Origin of the sequence: Neptuniibacter sp. QD57_21 (assembly GCF_047778075.1) — a bacterium.
GTDB lineage: Bacteria > Pseudomonadota > Gammaproteobacteria > Pseudomonadales > Balneatricaceae > Neptuniibacter.
This window is the reverse complement of record NZ_CP180549.1, coordinates 2,013,554-2,040,467: the sequence shown is the minus strand read 5'-3', so window position 1 is coordinate 2,040,467 and position 26,914 is coordinate 2,013,554. Positions and strand designations below refer to the sequence as shown.

Annotated in this window: 23 protein-coding genes; 19 read left to right on the top strand and 4 right to left on the bottom strand. The window is 43.0% G+C overall.

What is annotated here, in order from left to right:
* The first annotated feature begins 3 nt into the window (after positions 1–3).
* The 5 genes from kdsB (at position 4) to ACMXYS_RS09050 (ending at position 5,920) form a co-directional block, all read left to right on the top strand.
* On the top strand, positions 4–762 hold the full coding sequence (gene kdsB, locus ACMXYS_RS09070) for a 3-deoxy-manno-octulosonate cytidylyltransferase (protein ID WP_415881397.1): 759 nt from the start codon (positions 4–6) through the stop codon (positions 760–762).
* 333 nt (positions 763–1,095) lie between these two features.
* Entirely contained in the window at positions 1,096–1,908 is an 813-nt protein-coding gene (locus ACMXYS_RS09065) for an alpha/beta fold hydrolase (RefSeq protein WP_415896310.1), read from the top strand.
* A gap of 218 nt (positions 1,909–2,126) precedes the next feature.
* Positions 2,127–2,606, top strand: a complete 480-nt coding sequence (locus ACMXYS_RS09060) for a low molecular weight protein-tyrosine-phosphatase (RefSeq protein WP_415896309.1) — start codon at positions 2,127–2,129, stop codon at positions 2,604–2,606.
* The gene (gene murB / locus ACMXYS_RS09055; protein WP_415896308.1) at positions 2,606–3,628 is read left to right on the top strand and encodes a UDP-N-acetylmuramate dehydrogenase; all 1,023 of its coding nucleotides are present in this window, start codon (positions 2,606–2,608) and stop codon (positions 3,626–3,628) included. Before ACMXYS_RS09060 ends, murB begins: the two co-directional genes overlap by 1 nt.
* 399 nt (positions 3,629–4,027) lie before the next feature.
* Positions 4,028–5,920, top strand: coding sequence for a propionyl-CoA synthetase (locus tag ACMXYS_RS09050; protein WP_415896307.1), 1,893 nt, complete (start codon positions 4,028–4,030; stop codon positions 5,918–5,920).
* A gap of 83 nt (positions 5,921–6,003) precedes the next feature.
* Here the strand turns inward: ACMXYS_RS09050 and ACMXYS_RS09045 are convergent, their stop codons facing one another.
* Positions 6,004–6,855 carry an SDR family oxidoreductase gene (locus ACMXYS_RS09045; RefSeq protein ID WP_415896306.1) on the bottom strand — a complete coding sequence of 284 codons (852 nt, stop codon included), beginning with the start codon at positions 6,853–6,855 and terminating at the stop codon, positions 6,004–6,006.
* Positions 6,856–7,092: 237 nt separating this feature from the next.
* On the opposite strand from ACMXYS_RS09045, the gene pqqA reads away from it, so the two are divergent.
* From pqqA to ACMXYS_RS08995, 10 genes are all read left to right on the top strand, one after another.
* Positions 7,093–7,164, top strand: coding sequence for a pyrroloquinoline quinone precursor peptide PqqA (gene pqqA, locus ACMXYS_RS09040; protein WP_003243383.1), 72 nt, complete (start codon positions 7,093–7,095; stop codon positions 7,162–7,164).
* 174 nt (positions 7,165–7,338) lie between these two features.
* Positions 7,339–8,259 carry a pyrroloquinoline quinone biosynthesis protein PqqB gene (pqqB, locus tag ACMXYS_RS09035; RefSeq protein WP_415881391.1) on the top strand — a complete coding sequence of 307 codons (921 nt, stop codon included), beginning with the start codon at positions 7,339–7,341 and terminating at the stop codon, positions 8,257–8,259.
* Positions 8,260–8,291: 32 nt separating this feature from the next.
* On the top strand, positions 8,292–9,059 hold the full coding sequence (gene pqqC, locus ACMXYS_RS09030) for a pyrroloquinoline-quinone synthase PqqC (protein WP_415881390.1): 768 nt from the start codon (positions 8,292–8,294) through the stop codon (positions 9,057–9,059).
* Positions 9,052–9,333: a pyrroloquinoline quinone biosynthesis peptide chaperone PqqD gene (pqqD, locus tag ACMXYS_RS09025; protein ID WP_415896305.1), complete on the top strand. Its 282-nt coding sequence runs from the start codon at positions 9,052–9,054 to the stop codon at positions 9,331–9,333. The genes pqqC and pqqD overlap by 8 nt, the downstream gene beginning before the upstream one ends.
* A 207-nt stretch (positions 9,334–9,540) precedes the next feature.
* On the top strand, positions 9,541–10,719 hold the full coding sequence (gene pqqE, locus ACMXYS_RS09020) for a pyrroloquinoline quinone biosynthesis protein PqqE (RefSeq protein ID WP_415896304.1): 1,179 nt from the start codon (positions 9,541–9,543) through the stop codon (positions 10,717–10,719).
* Between the two features lie 11 nt (positions 10,720–10,730).
* On the top strand, positions 10,731–12,629 hold the full coding sequence (locus ACMXYS_RS09015) for a S9 family peptidase (RefSeq protein ID WP_415896303.1): 1,899 nt from the start codon (positions 10,731–10,733) through the stop codon (positions 12,627–12,629).
* A gap of 122 nt (positions 12,630–12,751) precedes the next feature.
* Positions 12,752–15,166 carry a TonB-dependent receptor gene (locus ACMXYS_RS09010; RefSeq protein ID WP_415896302.1) on the top strand — a complete coding sequence of 805 codons (2,415 nt, stop codon included), beginning with the start codon at positions 12,752–12,754 and terminating at the stop codon, positions 15,164–15,166.
* Positions 15,167–15,402: 236 nt separating this feature from the next.
* Positions 15,403–15,711, top strand: a complete 309-nt coding sequence (locus ACMXYS_RS09005) for a transposase (RefSeq protein ID WP_415896301.1) — start codon at positions 15,403–15,405, stop codon at positions 15,709–15,711.
* Between the two features lie 125 nt (positions 15,712–15,836).
* Positions 15,837–16,118 (top strand): IS3 family transposase, encoded by a 282-nt coding sequence (locus ACMXYS_RS09000; protein ID WP_415896300.1) that lies wholly within the window; start codon positions 15,837–15,839, stop codon positions 16,116–16,118.
* Positions 16,106–16,561 (top strand): IS3 family transposase, encoded by a 456-nt coding sequence (locus ACMXYS_RS08995; RefSeq protein WP_415898244.1) that lies wholly within the window; start codon positions 16,106–16,108, stop codon positions 16,559–16,561. Before ACMXYS_RS09000 ends, ACMXYS_RS08995 begins: the two co-directional genes overlap by 13 nt.
* A 545-nt stretch (positions 16,562–17,106) precedes the next feature.
* Here ACMXYS_RS08995 and ACMXYS_RS08990 read toward each other — a convergent pair.
* Positions 17,107–18,174: a porin gene (locus ACMXYS_RS08990; RefSeq protein ID WP_415894276.1), complete on the bottom strand. Its 1,068-nt coding sequence runs from the start codon at positions 18,172–18,174 to the stop codon at positions 17,107–17,109.
* Positions 18,175–18,523: 349 nt separating this feature from the next.
* On the opposite strand from ACMXYS_RS08990, the gene ercA reads away from it, so the two are divergent.
* From ercA to ACMXYS_RS08970, 4 genes are all read left to right on the top strand, one after another.
* Complete coding sequence (ercA, locus tag ACMXYS_RS08985; protein WP_415896299.1) at positions 18,524–19,687, top strand: alcohol dehydrogenase-like regulatory protein ErcA; 1,164 nt, start codon at positions 18,524–18,526, stop codon at positions 19,685–19,687.
* On the top strand, positions 19,671–21,407 hold the full coding sequence (locus ACMXYS_RS08980; protein WP_415894279.1) for a NahK/ErcS family hybrid sensor histidine kinase/response regulator: 1,737 nt from the start codon (positions 19,671–19,673) through the stop codon (positions 21,405–21,407). Before ercA ends, ACMXYS_RS08980 begins: the two co-directional genes overlap by 17 nt.
* A gap of 106 nt (positions 21,408–21,513) precedes the next feature.
* Positions 21,514–22,662 carry a nitric oxide-sensing protein NosP gene (gene nosP, locus ACMXYS_RS08975; protein ID WP_415896298.1) on the top strand — a complete coding sequence of 383 codons (1,149 nt, stop codon included), beginning with the start codon at positions 21,514–21,516 and terminating at the stop codon, positions 22,660–22,662.
* Positions 22,655–25,240, top strand: a complete 2,586-nt coding sequence (locus tag ACMXYS_RS08970; RefSeq protein WP_415881378.1) for a NahK/ErcS family hybrid sensor histidine kinase/response regulator — start codon at positions 22,655–22,657, stop codon at positions 25,238–25,240. The genes nosP and ACMXYS_RS08970 overlap by 8 nt, the downstream gene beginning before the upstream one ends.
* A gap of 162 nt (positions 25,241–25,402) precedes the next feature.
* Here the strand turns inward: ACMXYS_RS08970 and ACMXYS_RS08965 are convergent, their stop codons facing one another.
* Entirely contained in the window at positions 25,403–26,071 is a 669-nt protein-coding gene (locus ACMXYS_RS08965) for a response regulator (protein WP_415881377.1), read from the bottom strand.
* Between the two features lie 100 nt (positions 26,072–26,171).
* The gene (locus ACMXYS_RS08960; protein WP_415896297.1) at positions 26,172–26,705 is read right to left on the bottom strand and encodes a rhodanese-like domain-containing protein; all 534 of its coding nucleotides are present in this window, start codon (positions 26,703–26,705) and stop codon (positions 26,172–26,174) included.
* Between the last annotated feature and the right edge of the window lie 209 nt (positions 26,706–26,914).

Below are 26,914 nucleotides of genomic sequence, written 5' to 3'. Positions count from 1 at the left end.
GTTATGGGCTTTTCTGTCATTATACCGGCCCGCTATGCCTCGACTCGCTTTCCGGGTAAGCCGTTAGCTGATCTTAACGGTAAGCCAATGGTGCAGCATGTTTACGAGCGTGCCTGCGAAAGTGAAGCGGATCGTGTTCTTATTGCCACAGACGACCAGCGAATCGCTGATGTAGCCCAGTCATTTGGGGCTGAAGTTTGTATGACTTCATCAGACCATCCTTCTGGTACTGATCGCTTGCAACAGGTTGTTAGTGACTTAGGTTATTACGCTGATGATATTGTCGTAAATGTACAAGGTGATGAGCCGTTAGTGCCTGCTCGAATCATTAATCAGGTTGCGCATAACCTTCGTGCTGAACCTGAAGCTAGTATTGCTACGCTTAGCGAGCCAATCACAGATATCGAAAGTTTGCTCAATCCGAATGTTGTTAAAGTGGTTAGTGATGTTCGGGGTATGGCGCTTTATTTTAGTCGTGCGCCAATTCCATGGCCTCGCAATAGTTTTGCGGAAGATACGAACCGGAATGTTATGCCAGAAGGTTTTGCATGGCAGCGACATATTGGCATTTATGCATACCGTGTCAAACTGCTAAACGATTTTGTTAAGTGGCCTCCAGCGCCGATAGAAGAGACAGAGTGTCTTGAGCAACTTCGTGCAATGTGGAATGGTGCTCGAATTCATGTGGCGGAAGCTGATGAGCAGCCGCCAGCGGGCGTAGATACGCCAGAAGATCTAGAACGACTTCGTCGATTATTTTAAGTTTTTTATCAAACGTTACAGCCAAGTATGGAGTGAAGCATCTGCGTACTTGGCTGTTCTATCTCTATAAAAAATCTTCCAACCTTTTGAGTCGTGTTGTTCGCATTCTCAGCGTTAACGCTTTTATATATACCCTGCAACTTTACAGCTCTTTTATCATTCTTCTAAATCCAAACTCTCAAGTGATTCTTTATAGATCGAATTCAAAAATATCCGTATTATGAATTGCATTAATATAAGTGATAATCATTAGTGTTTGATGATTTGGAATTCGCCAATGTTGCTATTGCAGACACTAAAGTGAAAGGTTTTTTCATGATTTAGGAGAGTCACATGTATAAGAAGTTAGTCATGGCATCGATTGCCTGTTTATCAGTAGCCGGATGTTCAATGGGTAAGGTTTCTGAAGAACCTAAGCCGACGTTGGTGTTTGTGCATGGCGCGCATCTGACAGGAGAGTCTTGGGCAAAAGTAATTGAGCCGCTTAAAAGCGAGGGTTATAAAACATTAGCTGTAGATCTGCCTGGGCGAAATGACAGTCAAGATCCGAAAGAGGTCACATTATCAGTATCGTCAAAGGCTTTGTGCCAGGCTATGAGTGAGGTGAAAGGTTCGGTTTCTTTGGTTGCTCATAGCCAAGGAGGTGCGGTTGTGAATCATGCGCTATCTCTCTGTGGTACAAATCAAATTCAATCGATTGCCTATATAGCCGCAGTAGCGCCATTAAAAGGGGCAAAACCTTTTGGATTGTTGAGCAAAGAAGACGATGAGAATTACTTTAGCGCTGTAGAGTACGATAAAAAGTCGGGCTGGCTGAAGATAAAAGATCCTAAAGCTTTTGCTGGGGTATTTACGTTTTCTAGCTCTGATTCAGTCAAGAAAGAAGTGTTAGCTTTGTCGGTTGATGAGCCTGCAGCTATCGCGGATGGTAAAGTTGAATATACTGATAAAGCTTTTTCAAAATTGAAAAAGTTATATGTTTATACTGAGCATGACAAAATTATATCTCTTTCTTCTCAGCAAAAAATCGGCGCTAGTATCAAACCTGATGCTGAGGTGGTCATGGAAACGGGGCATCTGCCTATGCTAACTAAGCCTGAGAGTTTGGCAAAAATTATAGATGGGTTCGTTTCAAATCATTGGTAGTTTTTTTAAATTTATCTGCCGTGCAGGTTTTTTCAGCCTACGCGGCTTTAATTTGTTGTTTTTGTGTCGTTGCCTGTGCAATAGGCTAGCTTGCTAGTTGTAATTCCTCTTTCTTTGGATCCCTCTGTTACTTCTTTGCTTTAACTATTTTCGAATAATGGGATAATTGCTAAAAATTAAGCCCTTAAATAATGAGTTGGTGGGAGTTAGTTAGGCCGATGGATAAAAAAGTCTCCGTTTTGTTTGTGTGTTTGGGGAATATTTGTCGCTCACCCACCGCGCATGGCGTTTTTCAGGCAAAAGTTTTAGAGCAAGGTTTGGCTGGTGATATTGAGATCGATTCGGCAGGTACAGCGGCTTATCACGTGGGTAATCCACCTGATTCTCGCTCTGCAAAAGCAGCTAAACGACGCGGCTATGACTTGAGCGCTTTAAGAGCTCGTCGGGCGGTTACCGCTGATTTTGAGCAGTTTGATTACATTCTTGCTATGGACACTCAAAACTTGTGTGATCTGCAAGCTATATCTCCCGCTAACTATCAAGGAAAACTGTGCTTGTTTTTGGATTATGCAGGCATGAGCTCCGCTGATGTTCCAGATCCTTACTATGATGGTGAAGCTGGTTTCGAGCATGTTCTGGATCTTGTGGAATCAGCATCAGACGGTCTTCTACAGCATATAAAGAAGGGATTAAGTTGATGGCTTGGCAGAAAGAGGTTGACCTTACGGCGCATAATAGTTTTGGCTTCAAAGCTATTGCTGAGCATTACACGCAAGTTCAAACCGTTGAAGAATTAGAATCTGCGTTAGATGACGTTGAAGCTAATAACTGGCCTCTATTGGTTTTAGGTGGTGGCAGTAATCTAGTGTTACGTGATCGAATTCCTGGTGCAGTTATCTCTGTTGGCATAACAGGGGTGAAGGTGCTGGCTGATGATGGTGATCAAGCAATAGTCGAAGTCGGTGCTGGTGAAAACTGGCATTCATTTATTGGTCGTCTATTAGAGATGGGGCTGCATGGCCTAGAAAACTTAGCGCTCATACCAGGTTCAGTTGGTGCGGCACCTGTACAAAATATTGGTGCTTACGGGGTTGAGTTAAAAGACTGCTTCCACAGTCTGACGGCTTATGATCGCAAGAATAAAGAGTTGGTTCAGATTAATCGTGAAGAATGTCAGTTTGGATATAGGGACAGTATCTTTAAATCCGCAGAACATGGTCGCTATATTATCTGGAGTGTTAGGTTTTCTTTAACCAGTACTTTTACTCCGCAACTAGCGTACCGTGGTTTAGCTGATGTTCTTGGTGCCAAGGGTGTTGATCAGCCAACAGCCTTAGATGTGTACACTGCCGTTTGCGATATTCGCAGCTCTAAGCTTCCAGTACCTTCGGTGATAGGTAATGCCGGTAGTTTCTTTGAAAATCCTGTGATCAGTAATGCGCAATTCGATACATTAAAGGCTAAGTTCTCAAATATTGTTGGATACCCAGAGGGAACTGAGCATCATAAAGTTGCTGCAGGCTGGCTGATTGATCAGTTGGGCTGGAAGGGGCATAAAGGCGATGGCGTTGGTGTATACGATAAACAAGCCCTAGTGTTGGTCAACCTAGGGGAGGGTAATGCAGATCGTTTGTTAAGCTTAGCGTCGGATATAAAAGCTTCAGTAAAGAAGCAGTATGGTATAGATCTGCATATAGAGCCTCGAATATATCCTCGTTAGTTTGAGTATTCTTGAATGTCTAAAAAGGCGACCCATTGGGTCGCCTTTTTATTTGCATGTCTTTAGGTTTAGGTTGCAGATATGTATGGGGTCATTATTCTTTAGTTTTAGTGCCAAACAATAAGATTGTCGACAATCCAGCTTGTTTACCGCATGTTTACTGATTTCTTTAAGTTTTTATTGATCTGGATTGTGCTTATAAATAGGCGTATCAGCCTTTTGTATTAGATTAAACAGAGATATTCTCAGTTAAAGTGTGTCTACACATTCGAGAAAGTGTCTACAATAAATAGTGTTTCGACAAATAATTCCTCGTAGAAGGAAGCTAATAACAAGAAACCATAAAAATCGCTTTCAGTGTCTACAATTCGTTAACTTATGGGAAAGAGGCCAGAGTGCATGACTTATAGAGCAGAATATTCTAAGTCTATTGAGGCGCCAGAAGAGTTTTGGAAAGAAAAGGCGCAAGATCTGAAATGGTTTAAAGCACCTGAAAAGATTCTATCGAAAGATGAGAACGGTATTGATCGTTGGTTTGCTGATGGCGAGATGAATACTGCCTATCTTGCATTGGATTACCATGTGGAAAATGGTCGTGCTGATACTACAGCGATCATCTACGATTCCCCGGTTACAGGTCAGAAATGCAAGATTAGTTACCTGGAGCTAAGAGATGAGGTGGCTAAATTTGCAGGTGTGCTTAAATCTCAAGGCGTTGAAAAGGGTGATCGTGTAGTTATTTACATGCCGATGATCCCTGAAGCGGTTGTTGCAATGCTTGCAGTGGCACGTTTAGGTGCAATTCATTCTGTTGTATTTGGTGGTTTCGCACCTCAAGAGCTGGCTGTTCGTATCGACGATGCAGAGCCTAAAGTGATTGTTTCTGCTTCTTGCGGTATTGAGATCGCTAAAGTAATCGAATATAAGCCAATGCTTGATCAGGCTATTGAAAAATCAGCTCACAAGCCTGATGCATGTGTCATTCTTCAGCGTCCGCAGGTTGAGGCTTCTCTTGTAGAGGGGCGTGATCTTGATTGGAATGAAGCAATGGCGTCTGCTGAGCCTGCTGAATGCGTACCAGTAAAAGGTACTGATCCGCTTTATATTCTTTATACCTCGGGTACTACGGGTAAGCCTAAAGGTGTTGTTCGTGATAATGGCGGTCATGCCGTTGCCATGAAGTATTCGATGAAAGCTATCTACAATGTAGAAGCTGGAGATGTATTCTGGGCTGCTTCAGATGTTGGTTGGGTAGTAGGTCACTCTTATATTGTTTATGGACCTCTACTAGCTGGTTGCTCAACGATTGTTTACGAAGGTAAGCCTGTGCGCACACCGGATGCTGGTGCGTTCTGGCGAGTATGCGAAGAGTACAAAGCTAAAGTGCTTTTCTCTGCTCCAACAGCATTCCGTGCGATTAAGAAAGAAGATCCAGAAGGTGAACTGGTTAAAAACTACGACCTTTCAAATCTTCAGTCAGTATTTATGGCGGGTGAGCGTCTTGATCCGCCGACTTATCACTGGACTATGGAAACGACAGGAAAGCCAGTTATCGACCATTGGTGGCAGACTGAAACAGGTTGGGCTATCTGTGGCAATATGACAGGTATTGAAACGCTGCCGCCAAAAGCGGGCTCTGCAACAGTGCCAATCTCTGGCTTTAATGTGCAAATTCTAGATGCGGAAGGTAATGAGCTTCCAGCGGGTGAGCAGGGCTCTATTGCTGTTAAGCTTCCATTGCCACCAAGCTGCTTCCCAACTGTTTGGGGTGATTTTGAGCGTTATCGTTCAAGCTATCTATCTGATTACCCGGGTTACTACTGTTCTGGGGATGGCGGCTACAAAGATGAAGATGGTTATGTTTTCATCATGGGTCGTACAGATGACGTAATTAACGTTGCAGGTCATCGTCTGTCTACCGGTGAAATGGAAGAGATTGTGGCGGGCCACCAGGCTGTAGCGGAATGCGCTGTCATTGGTGTAAACGATCCACTAAAAGGTCAGCAGCCAATTGGCTTTGTGTTGCTTAAAAACGGCGTAGAAATTGACGAAGCGGATCTCGAAGCAGAGTTGGTTGCGCTGGTACGTAAAGAGATTGGCGCTGTGGCTTGCTTTAAGCGTGCAGTAGTCGTTGATCGTTTACCAAAAACCCGCTCTGGTAAGATTTTACGTAAATTGATGCGTCAGATTTCAGCTGGTGAAGATTATGCTGTTCCATCGACAATCGATGATCCAACAAGTTTGTCTGTCATGGAAGAAGTAATGGAAAGAAATGGTTTGGTTGGTATCTAAGTTCAATTAGATAGCAGTAGCCACTAAAAAAGCCGTCTGATATTCAGACGGCTTTTTTGTTGTTTGAGCTAGGGCTTCTAGGATCATTGCTTGGTTTCTGACTTAGAAACTTTGTTGAGAATCCAGTCTAGAGTGCAGGTTGGCAGCAAGCGTTTAAGAATACCAAAGAGCCATGTGGGTGTAGTTACATAATAGCGAGGTCGAGGCTTTAAGCTGGTCAATGCGTGATAGAGCGCTTTGTATACGGCTTCAGGCCCGAGAGTGAAAGGGTCCTTGCTGTAATCGTTATTGGTTTTTGCAAGTCGAGCTTCCACTGCATTATAGGTGTCTCTATGGAAGCTATTTTCTCTGTCGATATTTTTCTTAAAAGCAGAGAATGCATTAGCACGGAATTGGCTTTCAATTGGGCCAGGCTCAATCAAACTGATATGAATGTTGCTACCATCTAATTCCTGTCTAAGCGTGTCGGTCAGGCCTTCTAATGCAAATTTGGAGGCGTTGTATGCGCCTCGATATTGCATTGTGATGATGCCAAGCACTGAGCTATTTTGAATTATGCGTCCGTGGTTTTGCTTGCGCATGATTTTGAGTACTTTGCAGGTTAGCTCGTGCGTACCAAATAAGTTGGTCTCGAATTGCTTGCGTAAAGTATCTCTGCTCAAGTCTTCAACTGCGCCTGGCTGGCCATAAGCGCCGTTATTAAAAAGGGCGTCTAGTTTGCCATCTGTTTGGCTTAGAACCCATTCAAGCGCTTCGTCGATAGAATTGCTGTCGTTTAGGTCTAGTTGAGCGCTTCTTAAGCCTTCTACGGTTAAGCGTTCAACATCTTCTTGTTTGCGGGCTGTTGCGAAGACTTTGAAGCCAGCATCGTGTAGCTCTTTAGCGCAGTAGTATCCAATACCAGATGAGCAGCCAGTAATGAGTATGGAATGCATAGATGACTCTTAGGAAGTAGGTAAATAGATTTTTAATCCTAACTTGTTTTTGGGCTTAGCTTTATGATTTTTAATGGTTTTTTATATTAATGGTGAATTTTGCCTGAAAAATACATTTTATCAGCTAACCTAAATAAGGTCGGAATTAATTCCAAAGTACCATACATGTCAAAGCGTGACCTACCTATTATCTGACTGTACATACCTTTCAATAACAAAAAACAGAGGAAAAGCATTATGTGGACTAAGCCTGCTTACACTGATTTGCGTATCGGTTTTGAAGTTACTATGTACTTCGCAAACCGTTAATAGCAAAGCTGTTACGTATTTTTAAATTACCCCGGCTATATGTCGGGGTAATTTATCTTGGAAGGACCCAAATCCCGTTCGAGGATTTTTCAAAGCAACTTTTCTTATGCGATCCTGCCTTTTTCCTGATATTTTACAGCAGGATGTCGACGGTTATTAAGTAGAAGAATAACAATGAAAGTACAAGTATTAGGCTCTGCCGCTGGTGGCGGTTTCCCACAGTGGAACTGTAACTGTAAAAACTGCGCGGGTGTTCGTGCAGGAACTATTAATGCAAAACCACGCACTCAATCTTCAATTACTGTAAGTGCGGATGGTGAAAACTGGATTCTTTTCAATACATCTCCTGATATTCGTGAGCAGTTGGCTAATTTTGGTCCTATGCAGCCAAATCGCTCAATTCGTGATACAGGTATCTCTGCAATCGTATATATGGATAGCCAAATCGATCACACAACAGGTTTATTGATGTTGCGTGAGGGTTGTCCTCATAATATCTGGTGTACAGAGATGGTTGAACAGGACCTAACAACAGGTTTTCCTGTTTTCAACATGCTTAAGCATTGGAATGGTGGTAATAATATCAACCGTATTCCGATTGGCGAAAATGACAATACTTTTGTTATTCCTCAAGCGCCTGAGCTTAAGTTAACTGCTGTGCCGCTACTGAGTAGTGCGCCTCCATATTCTCCTCATAGAGATGACCCGCACCCTGGTGATAATATCGGTATTCAAATCGAAGACACTCGTACGGGTAAAAAACTGTTCTATGCGCCTGGTCTAGGTCAGATCGAGCCTCATTTACGCGCTTACATGGAGTCTGCAGATGTACTGTTAGTTGACGGTACTATTTGGCAGGAAGATGAGCTTATCGTTACTGGTGTAGGTGATAAGTTAGGTGTTGCAATGGGTCATCTGCCTCAGTCTGGTGAGGGTGGCATGATTGAGTATCTAGATACGCTGGATAACCCGCGTAAGGTTCTCATCCACATCAATAATACCAACCCGATTTTAGATGAAGATTCTCCTGAGCGTGCAGAAGTTGAATCTCATGGTATCGAAATTTCTTATGACGGAATGTCGATCGAGCTTTAATTTCGGGAAGTGTGTAGAGGTTAATATAAAAAATGAGTAGTGCAGAAGATAAACAGCCTTTAACGCGTGATGAATTTGAAAAGGCTCTAAGAGCTAAAGGTGATTTTTACCATACGCAGCATCCATACCATATAGCTATGTATGAAGGTAAGTCCACGCCTGAACAAATTCGTGGTTGGGTGGCTAACCGTTTTTACTACCAGATTAGCATTCCAGTAAAAGATGCGGCGATCATGGCAAACTGCCCGGATCGTGAGGTTCGCCGTCATTGGGTTCAGCGTGTACTTGATCATGATGGTTTTGAAGGTGCTGAAGGCGGTATTGAGGCTTGGTTGCGTTTAGGTGAAGCTGTGGGTATGACTCGTGAAGAGATCTTATCTGGTGAGCATGTTTTGCCGGGTGTTCGCTTTGCGGTAGATGCATATATCAACTTTGCACGTCGTGCGACATGGCAAGAAGCTGCAAGCTCCTCATTAACTGAGATGTTTGCGCCAACGATTCATCAGAATCGTTTGGACACGTGGCCTGGTCATTACCCATGGATTAAAGAAGATGGCTATCAGTATTTCCGTAATCGTCTTACTGAAGCGCGCCGTGATGTAGTTCATGGTCTTGATATTACGCTTGATCACTATAAAACACGTGAACAGCAGGATCGTATGCTAGAGATCTTGCAGTTCAAACTTGATGTTCTTTGGACCATGCTAGATGCCATGACTATGGCTTATGAGTATGAGCGCGCACCTTATCACACAGTGACCGATCAGAAGGTTTATCACCGAGGATTATTTAATGACTGATTCGGTGATTTTTGTGGCATCGGATGTTCCTGTGCTGAACAATATGTTTCGCTTTCAGTGGGAGAAGGCTCAGGATTGTTATGTTCTGCTTTATCCTGAAGGGATGATTCAGTTAAATGGTCCTGCTGGCGAAATAATGGCGCTGGTTGATGGTGAGCGAGACGCAGCGAAAATTATTGCAGAATTAGAAGCTAAATTTTCTGATGCTGGAGATCTTTCTGGCGATGTTCTTGAGTTCCTAGCTGAAGCGAAAAAGCAAGGCTGGTTAGCTTAAATCTTAACCTGCCCCTTGCCATGCAAGGGGCGGGATCCTTCCTAAAATTATTCCTATATATCTTTTACTTACCTGTTATAGGTCATCTTTTTTGTGCGTTTATTTGGTGCTTTGGTAGTAGTTCATTGCTACCATTTAAGTCTGCACAAACTAGCTGTCGAGAGTGATGATAGCTATAGTTGATAATAATAATTTGTGAAAGATTTTATGACTTCTTCCTCTTGTAATGGCTCGCCTTCACGTCCAAATATTGGTCATCCTGTAGAAAAAACACACGGTCGCCCTTTATGGTTGTTGGCTGAGCTAACTTATAAATGTCCGCTGCAGTGCCCATATTGTTCTAATCCTTTGGATTTTGCTGACTTTGGCGGTGAATTAACAACACAGCAATGGCTAGATGTATTTCAGCAAGGAAGGGAGTTAGGGGCTGTTCAGCTAGGTTTTTCAGGTGGTGAGCCTTTGGTGCGTCAGGACCTTATTGAGCTAATAGGCGGTGCGCATGAAATGGGCTATTACACCAATTTGATTACATCAGGTGTTGGTCTTAATGAGCGTAAGATGGCTGAATTCCATAAAGCTGGGTTGGATCATATCCAAGTAAGCTTTCAGGCTAGCGATGAGTCCGTAAATAATATGGTTGCGGGTTCTCAAAAAGCATTCCAGCAAAAGCTTAAAATGGCTAGAGAGGTTAAGGCGCAGGGTTACCCTATGGTGCTTAACTTCGTGACCCATCGTCATAATATTGATCGTATCGATAAGATTATTGAGTTGTGTGTAGAACTTGAAGCTGATTATGTTGAACTTGCTACCTGCCAATACTACGGTTGGGCCTTTGAGAATGTTGAGCAGTTGCTGCCAACGCAAGCGCAACTGGAGCGAGCTGAGCGAATTACTAATGAGTACCGAGAAAAATTGGCGGCACAAGGTAATCCGATAAAGCTGATTTTTGTGACGCCTGACTATTATGAAGAGCGTCCTAAAGGTTGTATGAATGGTTGGGGGCAGGTTTTCCTAACAGTCACGCCTGATGGTAAGGCGTTGCCATGCCATAGTGCGCGTATGCTGCCACTAGATTTCCCAAATGTTAAAGAGATGAGTCTTCAGCAAATCTGGGATGATAGCCCGGGCTTTAACTATTTCCGTGGCGATGACTGGATGAAAGAGCCGTGTCGGAGTTGCGATGAAAAGGATAAGGATTTTGGTGGATGTCATTGTCAGGCTTATATGCTGACAGGTGATATGCATAATGCAGATCCTGTATGTTCTAAATCAGAGCATCACCATAAGATCGTTGAGGCTAGGCAAAACGCTGAGAAAGTCGTGAATAATCCTGATGATTTTATCTACCGAAATGATCGTAATTCTCGGGTGTTTGCAAAAGGTTAATTTTAATCGCTATGCCGAATTCAAATTCACCTGGTTTTTGGTCTTCATCTCTATCAGAAGCTGATGCTATTAGTGCTGGTGTTGAATATAGTCAGTTACAGCTAAGTAAAAAAGGTGGTCTTTATTGGGTTGAGCAGCGTCCCAATGAGGGCGGTCGTTGCTGTATCTGTTTTGAATCAGAGTCTCAGCCGGGTGTTCAGCACGAATTAACGCCATCCGAGTTTAGTGTTCAAAGTAAAGTCTATGAGTATGGTGGCCGTAGTTGGGCTCTGCTTGATGATGCGTTGGTGTTTGTTAATGCTAGTGATCAGCAAATTTACAGGCAGAGGCTTAGCGGGTCTTGTGATGTTGTTCAGATAACTAATCAGCCAAATACTCGATATATTGAGCCTATATGGGATGAAACTCGAGATCGCTTGATTTCCATTCAAGAGCTTCATGCTGAGACTGGAGTTATAAATCGGATCGTTACGATCAGTTTGTCTGATGGTTCGGTAGAAGTTTTAGTAGAAGGTGCAGATTTTTATAGCTACCCTGTGATTAATGCGCAAGGATCTGTGCTTGCATTTGTTAGCTGGAATCATCCGCATCAGCCGTGGACTTCAACTCAATTTTCTTATCTTGATCTAACGTCTTCAGAGCTCGATGGGCCTATCCCTATTGCGGGTCATAATTCTGAGGAGGCGCTATCTCAGCCTTACTTTTCTCCTGAGGGTGAGTTGTATGTTGTGACTGACCGTTCTGGTTGGTGGAATATCTATAGCTGTAATTTTAATAGCTGTGAGCTAAGTCCAGTCGGAACAGAATCATGCGATATGATTTCTGCGCCGTGGCAGTCAGGCCTAACTCATTATGCTGAAATCTCGTCAAAAGTTGTTTCGATTCATCATAGGCATGAAGGGGCTGAAGTCATGCTTGATGGTGTCTCTTTAGTGCCTGATTTTAATTACTTTAAATCATTGGTCGCCGTTGGTAGCTGGGTTTGTGTTGTAGCGGCGGCTAAGAATCAACTTGTTTCAGTAGTTAAGGTTAATGCTGTTACTGGTCAAGTTAGAGTTGTTGCTGGTGGAGGTTCACCATTAAATGAATCGGATTGCTCTCTAGCTCGGCCAATGAGCTTTTCAAAAGCGGAGTCTGCTTGTTTCGGTTATTTTTATCCTCCAGCTAATGCTAAATATTCAGTAGATAGTGCTTTGACTCCTCTTGTTGTGTTTCTTCATGGTGGACCAACAGCTGCAACTTATCCTGTTTTGAATATGAAGATCCAGTATTGGACCCAGCGTGGATTTTCGGTATTGGATTTGAACTATCGGGGTAGTAGTAACTATGGTCGAACTTACCGCAATTGCCTTCAGCATCAATGGGGTGTTGTAGAGGTCGAGGATATTCAGTCAGCAATAGATGAATTGGTTGAGCTGGGCCTTGTTGATAAGGGGGCGGTTTTTGTTCGTGGTAACAGCTCGGGTGGTTTTTCTGCACTGAGTGCGGTTTATCAACTTGATTGTTTTGCGGCAGCTGCCAGTTTGTACGGGGTCACGGATCCACTAGTTCTTGACGGTTGTACGCATAAATTTGAATCAAACTATCTTCACTGGCTTATTGGTGATCCGGTCGCTGAGGAGTCGGTGTATCGCGAACGTGCTCCTCTGGATAATGTAGATCGAATTAATTGCCCTGTGATTTTTTTTCAAGGAGAGAAGGATAGGGTTGTGTTGCCTGATCAGACTCGTGCAATGGAAAACGCGTTGAAAAGCCGAGGAATTAAAGTAGAGGCTTATTATTTTCCAGATGAGGCTCATGGATTTCGGGTTGCTGATACTGCTGAAGTAGTACTAAAAAAAGAATTAGAATTTTATCGTTCTGAGATGAATATGCATTCAACGGGTTGTGGTCCCAGCTTTCGGGATTAGGTTGGGTCTTTAGTATTACATCTATATTGCATTGTTATGGGTAGGCAGCATAAAGGTCTTTATGACATTTCTATGAAAAAATAGCGTGGATAAGAAAAATATGTTCACAGGATTCATAGATAATGAGCTTGCAAAAAAAGTATTGGTTGCCATTGTTGGCAGCTGCTGCATGTAGCACTGCTGTTTCTGCAGAAGATGCAACCCAATTAGATGGTGTTACTGTTATTGGTAATACGCCAATCTACGGTGTTGGCATTGAAAAAAATCGTATTGCTGCGGCTGTCCAGTCTGCTAATGCTGATGATCTAGAAAGGTCTCAGTCTCTAAATATTGCAGAGCACCTGCGTTATAACTTTAGCAGTGTTACGATCAACGAAGCGGTAAATAACCCGTTCCAGCCTGATGTTCAATATCGCGGTTTTACAGCATCTCCATTGCTTGGTTTACCTCAAGGTTTGTCTGTTTACGTTAACGGAATCCGTTTTAATGAGCCGTTTGGCGATACGGTAAACTGGGATCTACTTCCTGAAGGTGCGATCCAATCTGTAAATCTTTTCGCAGGATCTAACCCAGTATTTGGTCAAAATACTTTGGGTGGTGCGCTATCCATTAAGACCAAAAATGGTTTTGATAATGAAGGCAACCAGATTGAGGCTTCAATTGGCAATGATGGCCGATTGAATGTTGAATTGCAGTCTGGTGGTAATGATGGTGAGTTCGGTTACTTTGTAATCGGTAATTACTACGAAGAAGATGGCTGGCGTGATCATTCTCCTACAGAGGTTCAGCAGGCATTATCTACATTGACTTGGCGTGGTGAGAACGGTAACAACATTGAGCTTACAGCGGCTATCAATAATAACGAGATGATTGGTAACGGTGCTGCGCCAATTGGTTTGCTCGAAGCTCAAGGTCGTGAAAGTATCTTTACTCAACCTGATCAAACAGAAACAAACCTAGCATTGCTGACGTTGAGTGGTGATACGTGGATCGATGATAACACTCAGCTTGCAGGTAATGTTTTCTATCGTCGTAATAAAGTGAAAACTTTGAACGGTGATGACAGTGATTACGCAGCATGTTTGGTTGATGCGGCGAATGAAGTTGTTGCTGGTTATGAAGAAGGCGATGCGCTAGGCGGTAATAAGATTTCCCTTTGTGAGTTTGAGGGTGATGAAGATGCGCCGGCTCTTGCTGACTTTGAGGCTGTAGAGTTCCGTGGTGCGGACGACGATGATTCTCTTACTGATGTAGATGCTGCATTGGCTGCTGAAATTCAGGATGAAGATGAAGTATTCGATGGCACCTTGAATACATCTGAAACTAAGATGGAAAGCTTTGGTCTTGGTTCACAGGTAACTTTCTTAGATGACTTCAATGGTAAAGAGAACCAGCTAACTGTTGGTGCTAGTATCGATTACTCTGAAATTGATTTTCAATCTGATACTCAGTTTGCACGTCTTCGTAACGAAGATGGAGAAGATCGTGGTGTAACAGGTATCGGTGTTTTTGATAATGAGTCTAGCGTGCGTCTTGAGACAGATGTTACTAACTTTGGCTTGTTTGTAACTGATACTCTGGCTCTTAACGAGAAGCTAGATCTAACTATGTCCGCTCGTTATAACTACACAAATATCGATATGGTAGGTATTGGTGAAGAAAACTTGGATTTGACGGGTAATCATTCCTTTAAGCGTCTGAATCCTGCTGTTGGTCTTGCATATCAGGCTAATGATCATATGAGCTACTATGGTAGCTATAGTGAGTCTTCTCGAGCGCCAACGCCTGCAGAGTTGAGCTGTGCGGATCCAGAAGATCCATGTAAGCTGCCTAATGGCTTTGTATCTGATCCACCGCTAGAGCAAGTAGTTGCTAAATCTTTTGAGGTTGGTGTTCGTGGCAATAATTCTGGTTATGGTTGGTCTGCTGGTGCGTTCCACACTACTAACCACGACGATATTATCTTCCAGAATGCGGGCACGCTTGCTTCTGAAGGTTATTTTGCCAATGTTGGCGAGACTCGTCGTATGGGTATTGAGCTTGCAGCGAACAAGCGTTACGACAATGTCGCAGTAGGTGTTTCTTACACTTGGATGGATGCTACTTTCCAGACTCCATTTAATTCTGTAAGTAACAACAATCCATTGGGTGATACTCGTTCTGTAGAGAAGGGTGATGAGATTCCGGGTTTGCCTGAGCATACTTTGAAAATCGTTGCTGATTGGGCTGTAACGCCTAAGTTTGATCTAGGTGCTGAAGTTAACTACCAGAGCAGCCAGTTCTACCGTGGTGATGAGGCGAACGAGAACGAGAAAGTTGATTCATTCACTGTAGTTAATCTTCGTGGTCAGTATAAGTTGACTAACAGTGTTGAGCTGTTTGGTCGAATCGACAACGTATTTGATAAAGATTACGAAACGTTTGGTGTTTATGGTGAGGCTGAAGAAGTGCTAGAAGATCAAGGTATTGAAGATCATCGCTTTGTAGGTCCTGGTAAGCCGCGTTCAGGTGTTATCGGAATTCGTGCTCGATTCTAATGGGTTTGGCTGGATGGGCTTAATGCACGCCTAATTGAAAGCCGTTTATGACTAAAGCGCTGGTAGATTTGCCAGCGCTTTTTTTTATGTGGAAATTAAGTGCGCGTGACGCGTTGTTTGTATGGGTGCTTAAAAATAAATGGGAGAAATAACAAAATTCTGTTGTGTTCATCTGGATATAACACATGGACTGACCCCGTTTTAGTGGACACCTTTTAACACGCTAGAGGTGTCTTATGCATTTCAAAAAACGTACAGCCTACAGTGATGAATTTAAAACACGTGTGGTGCTGGAATCACTTAAAACTGAGCTAACCTTAACTGAGTTTGTGAAGGACCTTCCGATAGCGGTAGGGACATTGCGTGCTTGGAGGCGTCAATATCTGTCAGCTCACGATCCTAAAGCGGTGAATGAATCCGCACCTCGTAAGAGTTACCGTCAATTAGAACAAGAGTTAGAGAAGGTTAAAAAGGAATTGGAGCGCTCTCAACTGGAAGTCGATATTTTAAAAAAGACACGAGAGTACTTCAGCGAAGCAAAGTAGAACGCTTTGCATGTATAGAGAAGTACTCAAGTTGCTTACCCGTGTCGCGGTTATGCAGGCTCTATGATGTTCAGCGCTCGGGTTATTATGCTTGGCTAAATCGTGCTCCATCCCTGCGGGAACAGATGAATCAAAAGATCTTATCGCGTGCTTTAGAGTTGGCGGATCAATGTCGAGGTGTTTATGGCTACCGTAAATTATGGCATGCATTGTTATGTGAGGGCTTTTGTTGTGGGAAAAATCGCCTCTTCCGTTTATTGAAGCGCGTAGGGTATAAGGCGCAACTTGCTGTCAGGAAGGTTCGTTACTGCTTGGAAGGTGGTCTGATGCCTCAGCCTAATCTGCTAAGCAGGGAGTTTAATCCGAGTCAGATTATCGTGTATGGGTCTCGGATATTACCCAAGTAGCTTGTCGCGAAGGCTGGTTATACGTATCGATTGTTATGGATTTACACAATCGGGAAATCGTAGGGTTTGAATGTTCAAGGCAGGTAACTGCGGATATCGTACTGAAATCATTACAAAAAAGTTGGAATAAAGCTAAGCCGGATGTCACTCATAAATTACTGTTTCACTCTGATCAAGGGAGTCAGTATCGCAGTGAGCGGGTAATGAGCTGGTTGACGAAAAGAGGCGTTACAATCAGTATGTCTCGTAAGGGTAACTGCTGGGATAATGCGTGTGCAGAGAGTTTTTTCTCGTTGTTGAAAAAGGAATGTACGCGTAAGTTAGGGTTGATTACCTGTTCTGAAATGGCGAGAGAAATAGGTCTGTATATCTCTCGCTTTTATAATACGATCAGAAGCCACAGCGCACTAGGGTATGAATCCCCAGTTAGCTTCCGATCTTAAGCAACTGTCCACTTTATCGGGGGCGCTCCACCTCTAGCCTCTAGCCTCTAGCCTCTAGCCTCTGCTTTTGGGAGTCTTGTATAAATAGGCGTCACTTATGGTCTGCGCCTAAAGTATTAGATGATTTCATTCTGTTGCAGAGCAGCAAATTTAAGGAGGTTAAAGGATAATGATTTTATTCAAGAGCAGCTTATGTTCTTACATCCACTCTCTGGCTTTGAGTTTCTATCTAAGAGCTCTAACCGTCGTACTTCGCCTGCTTAGTTAGCAGGCTTTTTTTTTGTCTGAAGTAAATTTCTATAATCTGCTGAATTGCGAATTGCGAATTGCGAATTGCGAATTGCGAATTGCGAATTGCGAATTGCGAATTGCGAATTGCGAATTGCGAATTGCGAATTGCGAATTGCGAATTGCGAATTGCGAATTGCGAATTGCTTTAGTGGGGGGCGAAGAAGTGATGGGGTCTAAATAAAAGAAGGCCGCGGCTCTGGAGAAGGGGGGGACAGAGCGGCGGCCAATATCTAGCTAATTACTTTAAGTAGTAATTACCAGCTTAGTGCAGCACCGATAGCGAATTGATCAGTGTCTTCACCAAGTGTTTCGGAGTCTGCATTGTCGTATTCAGCAATCAGTTTTAGGCTGCTGTTTACGTTGTACATGTATGCAATAGACTGCATTTCGTCTTCGCCGCCAGCTGCAGTGTCAGTTTCACCGTGAGAAAGGATGAAACGGTGGTCGCCGTGCTGGTAAGCAGCTTGAACTAGGTAGCCATCAGTGTCTGTTTCGTCAGCTAGTAGGTCAGATGCGAATACAGTAGAGATGCCTTCTTGATCGAAGCCAGAAGCTGTGAACTGGAAGCCACCCATAGCGATGCGAGCACCGTAAGCAATACCGTGTGCGTCTACGTCGTTAGCGTCGTTTTCGCCGATAGCACCGCCGATCCAAGCGTTGAATTTGCCGCCGTCGAAGTCAGTCGCGTAAGTGATTTCAGTCTCGAAGCGAGCGCTGTTATCAGTGTTAGCGTCAATTGACTCGCCGCTTTCAGGGTCTAGAACACCAACAGCAATCTGGAAGCCGTTGTTTACAGGAGAACGGTAAGTTACCTGTGCACGTGGACCAGCATATGGGTAACCGATAGAAATGTTACCTAGAGTAACTTCGTCTAGTACAGGTGTTGGAAGACCAGTGCCTAGTAGTAGTTCATCAGAGAAGATGTTGGAGCGACCGTATAGGCCGAAATCTTTACCGAAAAGAACCTGACCGAAATCGCCGTCTACAGTAGCGTAGAATTGACGAACGTCAATTGCAGTGTCAGTGTTTTCAGTGTTGCCGTCGTTGATCGTAACCCAGAAAGAAGAGCGACCGCCAACTTTTAGATCATCAATCTGCTTAGAAACGTTGAAGCCGATGTAGTTAGGAAGGAAGCCCATACGTACACGTGCTTGGTCTTCGTCGTTCGCATCGTTATCAGTGTGAACGTAGAAAGCGTTGAAGTGACCATCAGCAGAGAAAGTTGTGCCATCCTGGTTATACAGTTCAATTGCAGCGCTTGCGTGTGCGCTCATGCCCATTGCAACTGCTACAGCTAACAGCTTGGCTTTGTTATTTTTCATGTCGCCCCCAATTAAGGAATTTAGTTTGTTTAACGATGGAGGAGATTATCGACAAGTGTTAGGAATGCTTACATGGCTCTATAGTTCCTTTTAGATAGAACCATGGTTTGTGTGGGTTTTGGGGCTAAAGTATTGAATTCTATGGATGTACAGGTCTTACATCATAGGTGCTTGGTAGGTATTATGTACTTAAGTGCATAAAAATTGTGCAGTGCAAAATATCGATCAATGATAATGATATCCATTATATGTTTCATTAATGTGTATGTCACTTTGGTCTAGATATTTGTTCATGTAAACTTGCTTGCTTATATCTGCTAAAGCAGGGTAGTTCAGTTGAGAACCTCTAATGAATAGAGACATTTCAAATCTTAGGAAGTTCGTTTCTCCAGAAATAATTTTTGGTGCAGGTGCTAGATGCTCTGTTGCCAATTATGCAAAAAATTTTGGTGCTCGTAAGGTTCTGGTAGTTTCAGATAAGGGAGTGCGAGAAGCGGGTTGGGTAGAAGAGATCTCTCAATTACTCGATGATGAAGAGATAGAGCATATGGTTTTTGATGCTGTATCAGCAAATCCGAGAGCAGAAGAGGTCATGGCAGGCGCTCAAATTTACCAAGAGTATAACTGCAACGTCATTGTTGCTGTTGGTGGTGGTAGCCCAATGGATTGCGCTAAGGGGATAGGGATAGTTTGTGCTAATGGTAAACATATTCTTGATTATGAGGGTATCGATACTATTCATCTGCCAATACCTCCTCTTATCTTTATTCCGACTACAGCTGGTACTTCGGCAGATGTATCTCAATTTGCGATTATTTCCGATCCTGTTGAAAAAGTTAAAATATCTATTGTCAGTAAAGCTGTTGTCCCAGATGTTGCTTTGATTGATCCCGAAACAACCATGACAATGAATCCATTCCTAAGTGCGTGTACCGGAATTGATGCTCTAGTCCATGCCATCGAGGCATTTGTGTCTACTGGGGCTGGGCCGCTAACAGATATGCATGCTCTTGATGCTATGCGGCTAATTAACGATAACATCGTTACTTTAGTTGAGCAGCCAAAAGATATTTATCTCCGTGAACAGGTAATGCTTGGTTCAATGAAGGCGGGACTTGCATTTTCTAATGCGATCCTAGGGGCTGTGCATGCTATGTCACATAGTTTGGGGGGGTATAAAGATCTGCCGCATGGTTTATGTAATGCCATGTTGTTAGAGCACGTAATTGATTTTAATTATTCTGAAGCAGAAGATAGATTCAAAGTTGTTGCTGAGACTATGGGCATTGCAACTAAAGGCCTGAGTACGAGTCAAATTCAGGTAGCTTTAAGAAATAAAGTTGTTCAATTAAAGCAGGATGTTGGGTTGGATCAGAAATTAAAAGACAATGGGGTAAATATCGTGGATATCCCGGTTCTGTCTGATCATGCTCTACAAGATCCATGTATTCTTACCAATCCCCGTAAGTCCAACAAGCGAGATGTAGAAGTGGTTTATGAAGAAGCGCTTTAATAACCAAAACCAAACAGTAGAAAGTTTAATTGGTTTAGGGAATCACTCGTCTCGAAAAAACTATCATTCTGAATTAGTCACCAAGATTGAAGAGCTTGAGCGTGAAAAGAACCGTTATAAATGGTTGTTTGAAAATGCGTTGCATGGAATTTTTCAGGCTAAATTAGATGAAGGGATAATATCTGCTAACCCTGCAATGGTTCAGTTATGCGGATACGATTCTGAACAGCAGTTTCTTCAGAGAATTACGCAGCTAGATTCGCTTCTTTTCTGTTGTGCTGATGCCTATTCTGATTTTCGTTATCAGCTCGCGCAATATGGCAGAGTTTTTAATTTTGAGACTTTGTTTCTCAAAGAGGATGGTCAGTGCCTACACGTTTCTGTCAGTGCATTATCTAAAGACCCTGATGGTAATGGGCCTATTATTGAAGGGTTTGTTAAAGATATTACCGAACGAAAAAAATCTCAGGACAGATTAAAACAGTTAAATGTCGAGCTTGAGGTTAGGGTAGCGAATCGTACTCAGGAATTGGTTTCGCTAAATGATAAGCTCATTCAAGAGATTGCAGAGCGGGAGCAAATTCAAAAAGAGCTTAAAATTGCGAAGGATATCGCAGAGGACGCTAATAAAAGTAAGGATAAGTATCTTGCTGCTGCAAGTCACGATCTATTACAGCCCATGAATGCTGCTAGATTACTTATTGCGGCTTTACGAGAGCGCTCTCTGCATGCTCAAGATGCTCACCTTGTTGAGCGGGTTCATTTGGCGTTGGAAAATGCGGAAGATCTCTTAACTGATTTATTGGACATTTCTAAGCTGGATCAAAATGCGGTGCAGCCAGATATCTCTGATTTTCGTATCAATCAGCTGTTGCTATCGATGGTAAATGAGTTTCAGGCTGTTGCTGAAGCTAAGAGTATTCAGTTAAAGCTTTCTGAGTGCTCCGCAGCTGTGACAAGTGATTCTCGATTATTATTGAGAATTATTAGAAACTTTATCAGTAACGCAATCCGATATACCGATGAGGGACGCGTACTCGTAGGTTGTCGCCGTAGAGGGGCGATGTTGAGCATTCAGGTTTGGGATACCGGGCTAGGTATTCCTGAAGAAAAGCAGCAGCTTGTTTTTAAAGAGTTTCAGCAGTTAGAAAATAAGTCGGCTAAAGATCGTCAAGGTGTTGGCTTAGGTCTTGCTATAGTGGAGCGTATTGCGCATATGCTTGGGCATAAGCTGGTTGTTAAATCCGTACCTGGCAAGGGTTCTATGTTTGCAGTTGAGGTTCCATTAGTAGAGCAAATTTCGATGGAGCTTCCAAGGCAGCAATTCAGTCAATTTGGTAGCGATCAGTTATCTAATCTTGTTGTTTTAGTTATAGATAATGAAGAAAATATTCAAGCGAGTATGGAGGCATTGCTCACGCAGTGGGGTTGCTTCGTCGTTACTGCTGCCAGCCTGAGTGAGGCCATAGATAAGTGTACGGACGAGTATATAGTCCCAGAATTGATACTTGCTGATTACCACTTGGATTATGACCTACTTGGAACCGATGCGATTGATGGGCTTAGAGAGCATTTTAGTTTGGATATTCCTGCAGTTATTTTAACGGCAGATAGAAGTAGTGAATGTCGCCAGCTTTTTGAGAGTAAAGGCTTTTCTTTGATCAATAAGCCGGTAAAACCAGGTAAATTACGGGCTTTGTTGACACATTTGGTGTGTTGATTTTCTTTATCTTTACTGTCTGTTAAAAAGGGGTCACAAGTAGTATTTGTTGATTCATCCTCAAGACCTAGAATGAAATGATTAAGCTTATCCCGAGGGTAGACAATTGACTCAGGACTCCGCGTTTCTGCTTGCTGCATCATTTAGTTCTGATCCAATCACTGCCGCAAATGATCTTTTGTCGCAGCTTGATTCTCCAGATATCAGTTTTATCACGTTTTTTTGTTCTGCAGAGTATCCACTCAAAGAGCTCGCTTCTGCGCTTAACAAGGCTTTTCCTACTACGGAAGTTGTTGGTTGTACTACAGCTGGTGAAATTACTCCTGATGGTTATGGTCAAGGATGTATCACTGCAATAGGCTTTAAGCAGTCGGGCTTTGCTGTTGAAGCTGCATCAATAGAATGCCTTGATGACTTTAGTTTGACGGATGCGCAAATGCTGGTTGATCAACTAATTTCTGGATGCCGTCATCATGAAATCGCGCCGATCAAAGGTAACACCTTTGCATTGACTTTGCTTGATGGCTTATCAATTCAAGAAGAAAACGTACTTGTTACCCTGAACTCTGCGCTTGGCAGTATTCCTAGCTTCGGAGGTTCAGCCGGTGATGACATCCATCTTGCTAAAACACATGTCTTCTACAATGGTGAATTTCATACCGATGCTGCAGTAGTTATGCTGGTAAATACCATTTATGACTTCGAAGTATTTAGCACTCATCATATGAATCATCGTAATGACAAATTGGTTGTGACTGAAGCGGATGCAGATGGTCGATGTGTATATGAGATCAATGCTGAACCAGCAGCGCTTGAGTATGCAAGGGCGATTGGTGTTGCAGTAGAAGATTTAAATCATGAGGTTTTTGCACTAAACCCTATTGCAGTGAAGCTAGGCGAAGAGTACTTCGTGCGTTCTATTCAGCAGGTTAACGAAGACCTCAGCATGAAATTTTATTGTGCGGTTGAAAATGGCATTGTTCTGACTGTTATGAAGCCTGGCGATATGGCTGCTGATCTGATTAGTAAGCTTGAAGTAATTGAAGAAAAAATAGGTGAGCCTCAGTTAATCATTGGTTGTGACTGCTTCTTGCGGCGTTTGGAGAGTGAATTGAGAGGTAACTCTCAGCAAATCTCGGATTTACTCCGACGAAATAACGTTATTGGATTTAATACCTATGGAGAGCAAAAAGAGGGGATGCATATAAATCAGACCTTTACTGCTGTAGCCATTGGGAGAAATCTAAATGTCTGATCAAGCGTTTAAAGATCGAATTGCTAGGTTAGAAGAAGAAAACCGCAAACTGAAAAAGATTAATTCTGTTTTGGTTGAGAGGGTGGAATCTGGTGGGGGTCAAAGTGCAAACCCTTATTCTGCTTTTGAGCATTCTGTAGTATTAGCTGAGCAGGTTAGGGAACGTACTGAGGCGCTCAATCGAGTTCTTTCAGAGCTTAAGGTAAGTCATAGGGCTCTAAAGCTTGCGAATAATCAGGCGGCTATAGCTAACCAGCGCTTAGTCGATGCTATCGAAAGTATATCTGATGCATTTGTTCTTTTTGATCAAGATAGAAAAATTGTTCTCTTTAACAGCAAATTTAGTAGTGTTTGGGCGTCAACGGGTTTAACTATTCAGACGGGCACCACCATTCAGGATATTGGGCGTCTAGCTCGTGAAAGCGGTCTAATTGATGAAGAATATCCTGATACAAACACTGGTAGTAAGGTCTATCGTTTAAACGATGGACGCTGGGTTCAGATGTCAGAAAGGCCAACACAGGATGGTGGTCTAGTAATTCTTTATACTGATATCACGGCGCTGAAAGAACGAGAAACAGCTGATAAAGAGCATGCTTTAGCTCAGAAAACAAAGTTGCTTCAAAATACTGTAGATAACCTTTCACAAGGTGTCGTGCTGGTTACCCCGGAAGGTCGTGTTGAGCTTTGGAATGATCGATTTCTTGATCTTACGGGCGTGGAACAAGAGCAGGTGCAGGCTTATCCTCCATTTGCAGCGCTTATGCTCGATAATCATTCAATTCTTCAGCATGCGCTAACAGCTGCTCAGCAAGGAGAGGTGTTAGCATCGGAGCAAAGAGGTGATAAGGGGCAGGTAATTGAGGTTCGTACTCACCCTATGCCTCAAGGCGGTTTTGTAAATACCTATACAGACATTACTGAGCGTCATCGATATGCAGAGTCTCTACGTCAAAATGAGCAGTGGATCCGCTTAATTACGGATAACGTCCCGGCGTTGATTGCGTATTTAGACCAAGATTTGAATTACGGTTTTGCTAATAAAGTGTACAGCGAATGGTTTGGTCGTGCTGATGGTGAATTAAATGGCCAGAGTATTCATGATGTGTATTCACCGGATGAGTACGAACGCTTAAGTCCTTACGTAGAAAAAGCTTTGTCGGGTCGTAATGTAACTTTCGAAACTTGGCAGACGAATTCGCTCGGTGAAGAGCGTTACATGCTTAAATCATATGTCGCTAATATCGATAAAGACGGAAACCCTAATGGTTTCTTCGTTATGATTCGAGATATCACAGAGCGACGTCGATCAGCAGAAGCGCTAGAGTTGTCGCACCAGTTGCTTGAGCAAAGGGTAGAGGAGCGTACATCTGAACTGACAGAGCTAAACGAACAGCTACGGTCGGAAATTACTGAGCGTGTTCAGGTTGAATCGCGTCTACTAGATGCAAAGATGGAAGCAGAGCAAGCCAATCTTTCTAAAACTAAGTTCTTAGCAGCAGTAAGTCATGATTTGCTTCAACCGTTGAATGCAGCTCGATTATTCTCAGGAGCTTTGGCTGAAAAGATTGAAGATCCCAAGAACTGTTCTTTAGCACAATCGGTTTCAAATTCTCTGGATGATGTGGAATCGCTACTGCGTACGTTGGTTGATATCTCTAAGCTTGATGCTGGTGTAGTAAAGGCGGACGTGATTACCTTTAATCTTCAAAGCTTGTTCGACACCTTGGCGCCTGAATTCCAGCAGTTGGCGAATGCTGAGGGAATTGATTTTCGTTATGTGAAAAGTGGTGCAGTTGTTAAGTCAGATTCACAATTGTTAGCGCGGATACTGCGTAATTTCTTAACTAACGCCATACGCTACACCAAAGAGGGTAAGATTCTACTCGGTTGTAGGCATGAGCCAGATTCGGTTTGGATCGAGGTGTATGATACTGGCCCTGGTATACCATCCAACAAGCTTCAAGAAATTTTCCAAGAGTTTAAGCGTCTTCAATCTGATCAGCCTGGTCAAGAGAAAGGCTTGGGGCTGGGTCTTGCAATCGTAGATAAGATTTCTCGAGTGTTAGGTCACGAAATTCGAGTGGATTCTGTTGAGGGTAAGGGCTCTGTATTTGGAGTGAAAGTACCTAAAGGTGTTCCTTTGGCGCCTGCTGAGGTTACCGGTCCACATATTCCAATGATAACTGAGCGCTTGTCAGGTGCTTGTATCTGGTTAATTGATAATGATGAATCTATCTGTAAAGGGATGGAGATATTATTGTCGGGTTGGGGTTGTCATGTGGTGACAGCGTTGTCCTTTGATGATTTGGCGCAACAGGTCGATTTTGAAGAAGATCCAGTAGATTTGTTAATTGCTGATTATCATCTCGATAATGATGAAACAGGCATTGATGCTGCCAAAATGGTAACCGCGCGAGTGGAAAGTGATTTGCCTGTGCTGATGATTACTGCCAACTACAGTAAGGAGCTTAATCAGGAGATTCGAGATCTTGGTTTTATTCTCGTCAACAAGCCAATTAAGCCGCTTAAACTAAAAACAACACTAATACATCTCTTGGAGCAGCAGGTCGCATAGGCCTGCGAGTTCCCCTATCAAAATATTATCAAGCTAAATCTATAAGCTAATTGCGCTCGTTTAAGCTGTTGCCTTGTGGGCAATATATCCCTATTGGCATGGTTTGAACCAGAAGAGAGAGTAAAGGAAGGGTGACTGGAACCAGTCACCCAATATATAGGTTTAGCGCTTAAGATATTCGTTAAAGTCAATGTTGCCAGCAGATAGAACTGCTTGAATACGGTTGTGCACGCCAAGCTTACGTAGGATTGCAGATACATGGGCTTTTACCGTTGTTTCCGCAATATTTAGGTTGTAAGCGATCTGTTTGTTGGATTCACCCTTAGACATACGCTCAAGTACTAACAGTTGGCGTCGTGTCAAAGATGATAAAAGTTCTGGTGGAATCTGGTTTTCGTCCTTGCGCTGAGTGCGTCGGCTATCAGGCTGGCTCGCGCGGATAATGTCTGAAGGCAGATATACGTTGCCGGCAAGAATCTGCTGAAGAGCTTCAGTCATTTGATCACGAGGTGAAGACTTGGTGATAAAGCCAACAGCACCATAGGTGATAGCTTGAAGTACAATTTGCTTGTCTTCTTCTGCTGATACGATTACCACAGGTACTGTTGGTAGATCGTTACGCAGTGTGATCAAGCCATTAAGGCCGTTCATTCCAGGCATGTTAAGGTCAAGCAGGATAAGATCTAGCTCTTCCTCATTTTGAGCGATTGTAAGCGCACTATCCAGATCTTCCGTTTCCAGTGTCTGGCAGCCAGTAAAGCTGTTTTCGATAACATTGATGATAGCTTCACGGAACAGCGGATGATCATCCGCGATCAGGATCTTGTACACGACAATATCTCCAATTTCATTATATTTATTATGAGCTTATATTCTCATCCTGAGCTTATCTCTATCTTACTCCGTGTAAGACTTTAATGCTTGGTAAAATTTAATGCTTCTTTAGTGTAAAGGGTTCAGGGTTGGCAATACTGGTTTCTAAATCGTGTTCAATCCAGCCATCAGAGCCGTTTCTATACCACAGCAGATTAGTATAACCCCATTCGGAAGCTCGTTTTAAAGCATTCCATGACATCCAGCAGTCGGCCTGACAGTATATAATTACTGGGAGGCTTTTGTCGCCGGTTGTTAAGCGCTCCAGATTAGATTGGAAGTATTCTGACCAGTCGTCATCTAATTCGCCTAAGCCTACGTTAGGAAGCCATACACTGCCAGGTATATGGAGTCTGGGTTCCTTTTGAATGAAAACTCGATTCCAGGGGATGGGTTGCACATCTACTAAAATAGGCTTATTTCCCGTTTCTAGTAGGTGGATTACATCTTCTGTTAAAAGTGTTTTCCCGTGTAGGCTTTTTAATGGTGTAGGGCTGCGATAATGAAACAATCGGTAACCTTCTGCTGAAAACAGCTCAAAATCTGTTGTATCAGCATAATCGCTTTTATCGTCTGCAAAGCCTGTATTCATGAGTAATAGGGCGCATAAATACATTGCGATTTTAAGGTGCCAGATGGTGCTTTCCTTACTATTTCTCTACACGCCTATTACACCCTGCGAAAGTGTGGGTCTAAATTCTACCATCGAGCAAAAAAACAGGTACGAAAGTACTATGTTTGCTCACAGCATTGAGGCTTATTTTAAGTTTCTCTATTGCCCCACTAATTTGTTGTATATGG